Annotated in this window: 3 protein-coding genes and 1 pseudogene; 2 read left to right on the forward strand and 2 right to left on the reverse strand. The window is 70.9% G+C overall.

Annotated features, from left to right (window positions below):
- Positions 1–206, reverse strand: a 206-nt coding sequence (locus HW577_RS20760) for a hypothetical protein (protein ID WP_198378029.1), incomplete at its 3' end; no start/stop codon positions are given.
- A gap of 141 nt (positions 207–347) precedes the next feature.
- On the reverse strand, positions 348–2,660 hold the full coding sequence (locus HW577_RS20765; RefSeq protein WP_198378030.1) for a molybdopterin-dependent oxidoreductase: 2,313 nt from the start codon (positions 2,658–2,660) through the stop codon (positions 348–350).
- 121 nt (positions 2,661–2,781) lie between these two features.
- Between HW577_RS20765 and HW577_RS20770 the strand changes: the two genes are divergently transcribed.
- Positions 2,782–4,185 (forward strand): aspartate aminotransferase family protein, encoded by a 1,404-nt coding sequence (locus HW577_RS20770; protein ID WP_198378031.1) that lies wholly within the window; start codon positions 2,782–2,784, stop codon positions 4,183–4,185.
- A gap of 46 nt (positions 4,186–4,231) precedes the next feature.
- A pseudogene (locus HW577_RS20775) lies at positions 4,232–4,888 on the forward strand (hypothetical protein); the annotation flags it as partial.

A 4,888-nucleotide genomic window follows, 5' to 3' on the forward strand; every position in this document is an offset into this window, starting at 1 on the left:
TGTGACCGGAGTTCGGCCGTGTGCTCTCCCGATCTCGCCGCGAGCGCGGCCGCCGCGGCGCCGGCCGCGAGCACGCCGCGCCGCCCATAGCGCGCCGCGATGATCTCCCCGATCGGCAGGCGCGGCTCGGGGTTGGAGGTGCCGGCATCCTCGGATCCGTCGATCGACGGATCCTCGGCGGGCCCCTCGCGCATCGTGTCATCCATGGCCTTCGTCCCTTTCCTCCGCGCCACGCCGCTCCGCGCCGCAGGCGTCATTCTTGCCGTGTCCCGCCGAACGGGGAACGGGTCGTTGCATGAAGAGTAGGCGACAGCGCGGCCGCGGCGCGAGCCACGGCCGCGCCTGCCTCAGCCCGCCTCCTCGATCCGCGGCGGCAGATGCGCGCGCACCGGCGGCAGCGCCTCGGTCCACTTCTCCACCTGCACCAGGCAGGATTGCGCCGACGGCCCCTGGCCGAGGCGTGAGGTCCCCACATCCTGCGTCAGCACATTCGGGTTCCCATGGACGCAGAGGCTGCCCGGCACGCCGGGCTCCAGCGGGTCGAACCAGGCGCCCGTCGCCATCATGGCGACGCCGCGCATCAGCCCCGGATCGGTGCGCAGCCCACCGAGGCAGGCGCCGCGATCGTTGAAGACGCGCACGATGTCGCCGGGCTTCAGGCCGCGCTCGGCCGCATCATCGGGGTTCAGCGTGATGGGCTCCCGCCCCGCGATCTTGTCCGTCGCGGCCACGCGCCCGGGGTCGAGCTGCCCATGCAGCCGCGTTGCCGGCTGGAAGGACAGCAGGTGCAGCGGGAAGCGCTGCGCCTGTTCGGCGCCGAGCCACTCGCGCGGCTCGATCCAGACGGGATGGCCCGGTGCGTCGTCATAGCCGAAGGACGCCACCGTCTCGCTGAACAGCTCGACCTTGCCGGAGGGCGTGTCGAGCGGGTTCTCGGCCGGGTCGGCGCGGAATTCGGCGAACTGGGTGTATTCGGCGCCGCGCTTCGGCGCCTCCGCCTCGAAATATCCCTTGGCCCAGAAGGTGTCGAAGTCCGGCGTCTCGAAGCCGAGTTCGGCGGAATGGCGGCGCCATTGCTCGAACAGGTGCCGTAGCCAGGCCTCCTCGTTGCGCTGCTCGGTGAAGCGGTCGCGGAAGCCGAGTTCCTCGGCGATGTCGGCCAGCATGTCGTGGTCGTTGCGGGCCTGCCCGACGGGCTCGATCGCCTTGTGCATGGCGCGCAGGAAGCGGTCGCGCCCGCTGCTCGCGATGTCGTTGCGCTCAAGCGTGGTCGTCGCCGGCAGCACGATGTCCGCATGGCGGGCGAGCGCGTTCCAGTGCTGCTCCTGCACGATGATCGTCTCAGCCTGCGCCCAGGCACGCAGCATCCGGTTCAGGTCCTGGTGGTGGTGGAAGGGATTCCCGCCCGCCCACCACACGATGCGCGTGTCCGGGTAGCGCTGTTCCCGACCGTTGAACTGATAGGCGCCGCCCGGGTTCTCCAGCATGTCGGTGATGCGCGCGACGGGGATGAAGGCGCCCGTGGGGTTGCGCGCCGCGGGCATGGCGAAGGAGGGCACTTCCTGCCGCGGATTGCCCATGCCGTTCACGCTGCCATAGCCATAGGCCACGCCTTCGCCCGGCCTGCCGATCTTGCCGAGGATCGCGGCGAGCGCGGCCAGCATCCAGTAGGGCTGTTCCCCGTAATCCGCGCGCTGCAGCGACCAGGTCGCGGTCAGCATCGCGGGCAGACCGGCGAGTTCCAGCGCCAGCGCGCGGATGCGGGCTGCGGGGATGGTGGTGATCGGCGCGGCCCAGTCGGGCGTTTTCGCGATGCCGTCGCTCTCGCCCAGGATATAGGCGCGCAGCCGGTCCCAGCCGACGCAATGGGTCGCGAGGAAGGCGCGGTCCTCCTTGCCTTCGCTCACCGCCACATGCGCCATGGCGAGCAGCAGCGCCGTGTCCGTGCCCGGGCGGATCGGGATCCATTCGGCGTTGCACCAGTCCGGCACGTCGCCGCGGTTGGGGGAGACCTGCACGAAGCGCAGCCCCGCTTCCGCCGCGCGGCGCAGGTTGATCTCGTTGGAATGCTCCCCCGCGCCGCCCGAGGTGACGAGCCCGTTGCGCAGCGGCAGCCCACCCAGGCAGAGCATGACCTTGGCGTGGCGGATGATCGCCGCCCAGTCGGTGACCTTGCCGAGCAGAACCTCGTTGGTGCCGAGCACATGCGGCAGCAGCGCCTGCGCCGCCGCGTAGGAATAGGCATTGACCTGCCCGGTATAGCCGCCGCCCAGGCCGAGGAAGCGCTGCAGCTGCGACCGCGCATGGTGGAAGCGCCCGGCCGAGGACCAGCCATAGGACCCGCCGAAGATCGAGGTCGGCCCGTGCTCCGACCGCACCCGCCGCGTCTCCTCCGCCACCAGCCGCACGGCGCGGTCCCAGGAGACGGGCACGAAGGCCTCCCCGCCGCGCAGGTGCCCGCGCCGGCGGCCTTCGAGCCAGCCCTTGCGGACATACGGGCGGTCCACCCGGCAGGCGGCGTGGACGATGTCTGGCATCGCCTCGATCAGGGAGCCGGGGAAGGGATCGCGCGCGAAGGGGCGGACGCCGACCAGGCGGCCATCCTTCACCACGGCGTCGAAACTGCCCCAATGGGCGGCGTGCGGCTTGATTTCGGTCATGGCGGCGCTCCTCGGCCGCGGAGGGTGGCGCGGGCGGCGCCGCGGGGCAACCACGCCCCTTGGGCCGCACCGCGATCCGGGCCTAGACTGGCCGCATCGCCGCCGAGGAAGGCCCAACGACATGACACCGCCGCGCAATTCCAATGCCGCCAGGGACATCGCGAATGTCCTGCACCCCTACACCGACGCCAAGGCGCATATGGTGAACGGCCCTCTGGTGATCAGCCGCGGCAAGGGCGTGCGCATCTACGACGACCAGGGCAAGGAATACATCGAGGCGTTGGCCGGGCTTTGGTGCGCATCCCTCGGCTTCGACAACGAGCGCCTGGTGCAGGCCGCGACCAACCAGATGCGCAAGCTGCCTTTCTACCATTCCTTCACGGCCAAGTCGCACGAGCCGATGATCGACCTGGCGGAGATGCTGATCGAGCGCGCGCCCGCGCCGATGTCGAAGGTCTTCTTCGGCAATTCGGGGTCCGAGGCGAACGACTCCGCGATCAAGATGATCTGGTACATGAACAACGCGCTGGGGCGGCCCAAGAAGAAGAAGTTGTTCTCGCGGCTGAAGGGCTACCACGGCATCACGCTTGCCGCCGCCTCGCTCACGGGCCTGCCGGCCAACCACAAGCTGTTCGATGCGCCGATCGCGGGCGGGCGCTTCTGCCATGTCGGCACGCCGCACCACTACCACAACGCCAAGCCCGGCGAGTCCGAGGAAGATTTCGCCACGCGCCTCGCCGAGGAACTCGAAGCGCGCATCATCGAGGAAGGCGGTGCCGAGGAATGCGCAGCCTTCTGGGCGGAACCCGCGATGGGTGCGGGCGGCGTCATCATCCCGCCGCGCACCTACTTCCCTAAGATCCAGGCCGTGCTGAAGAAGTACGACATGCTGTTCGTGGCCGATGAGGTGATCTGCGGCTTCGGGCGCACCGGCAACTACTGGGGCTGCCAGACCTTCGACATCCAGCCCGACATCCTGGTCTGCGCCAAGGCGCTGTCCTCGGCCTACCTGCCGATCTCGGCGGTGATGGTGAACGAGGCGGTGTTCCAGGGCATCGCCGAGGGCAGCAGCACGGTCGGCACCTGGGGCCATGGCTTCACCTATTCCGGCCACCCTGTCTCCGCCGCCGTCGCGATCGAGACGCTGAAGATCTACGACGAGATGGGCACCATCGCGCATGCCGCCGAGGTCGGCGCGCACATGCAGGCGGAACTGCGCGCCCGCTTCGCCGACCACCCGCTGGTGGGCGAGGTGCGCGGCGTGGGCCTGATCGGCGCGATCGAACTCACCTCCGACAAGGCCGCGCGCAAGCCCTTCGATCCGTCGAAGAAGGCCGGCCCGCGCCTGGTCAAGCATGGCGAGGAACAGGGCGTGATCCTGCGCGCCATGGTGAATGACAGCATGGGCTTTTCGCCCCCGCTCGTCATCACCAAGGAAGAAGTGACCGAGATGCTCGACCGCGTCAGCCGTGCGCTGGATACGCTGGCGGTCGAGCTCCGGCGCGAAAGCATCGCGGCGGTCTGACGGCTACGCCGCCCCGGCGCCGCGCGCGCCGGGGCGCCCTTCCCACGTGAAGATCACCCATCCCGCCCTGCCGGTCGCGGTCGCGCTGCTCGCCGCGCCAGTCGTCGTCGTGCTGCAGTCGAAGGCGATGGCGCCGGTCGGGCTGGTGGCGCTCGCGCTGACCGTCATCGCCCATGCGCGGGCGCATCGCGCGGCGCCCATCCCGCGCGGCGGCGCCTTCGCGGCGGCGTTGGCACTCGGGCTCTGGGCCTGCGTGACGGCGCTCTGGGCCATCGAGCCGGGACGGGCATTCACCACGGGCGCCTCCATCGCCGGCATGGCGCTGCTCGCCGGCGCCGCGGCCGCCGCGCTTGCGGAAAGCGAGGACGCGGCGCGGGGGAGGCTCGCGCTGCTGCTTGCCATCGGCCTCGTGCTTGGCCTGGCGGCCGCCGCCATCGACGCGCTGACCGGCAACGCGATCCGTGCCGGTGTGCGGGGCCTCACGGAGGTTCCGGCGACGCTGGCTTTCGGGTTGAAGCCCGCGGCCTCCGTCATGGCGCTGCTGCTGCCGCTCGCCGTCGCCCTGCCCTGGCCGGCGCTGCCGCGCGCGCTTCTGCTGGCGGGGGGTGCGGCGGTGATCGTCGCGCTGCCGGGGGATACGGCGAAGCTCGCGGCCGTGCTCGGGCTCGCGGTCGCCGTGGCGACGGCGCGCGCGCCGGTGCTG

Source organism: Neoroseomonas rubea (assembly GCF_016106015.1).
Taxonomy (GTDB): domain Bacteria; phylum Pseudomonadota; class Alphaproteobacteria; order Acetobacterales; family Acetobacteraceae; genus Neoroseomonas; species Neoroseomonas rubea.

Excerpts from the sequence above, each read along its gene's own strand:
- HW577_RS20765 (WP_198378030.1), bottom strand. The coding sequence starts at position 2,660 with ATGACCGAAATCAAGCCGCACGCCGCCCATTGGGGCAGTTTCGACGCC.
- HW577_RS20770 (WP_198378031.1), top strand. The coding sequence starts at position 2,782 with ATGACACCGCCGCGCAATTCCAATGCCGCCAGGGACATCGCGAATGTC.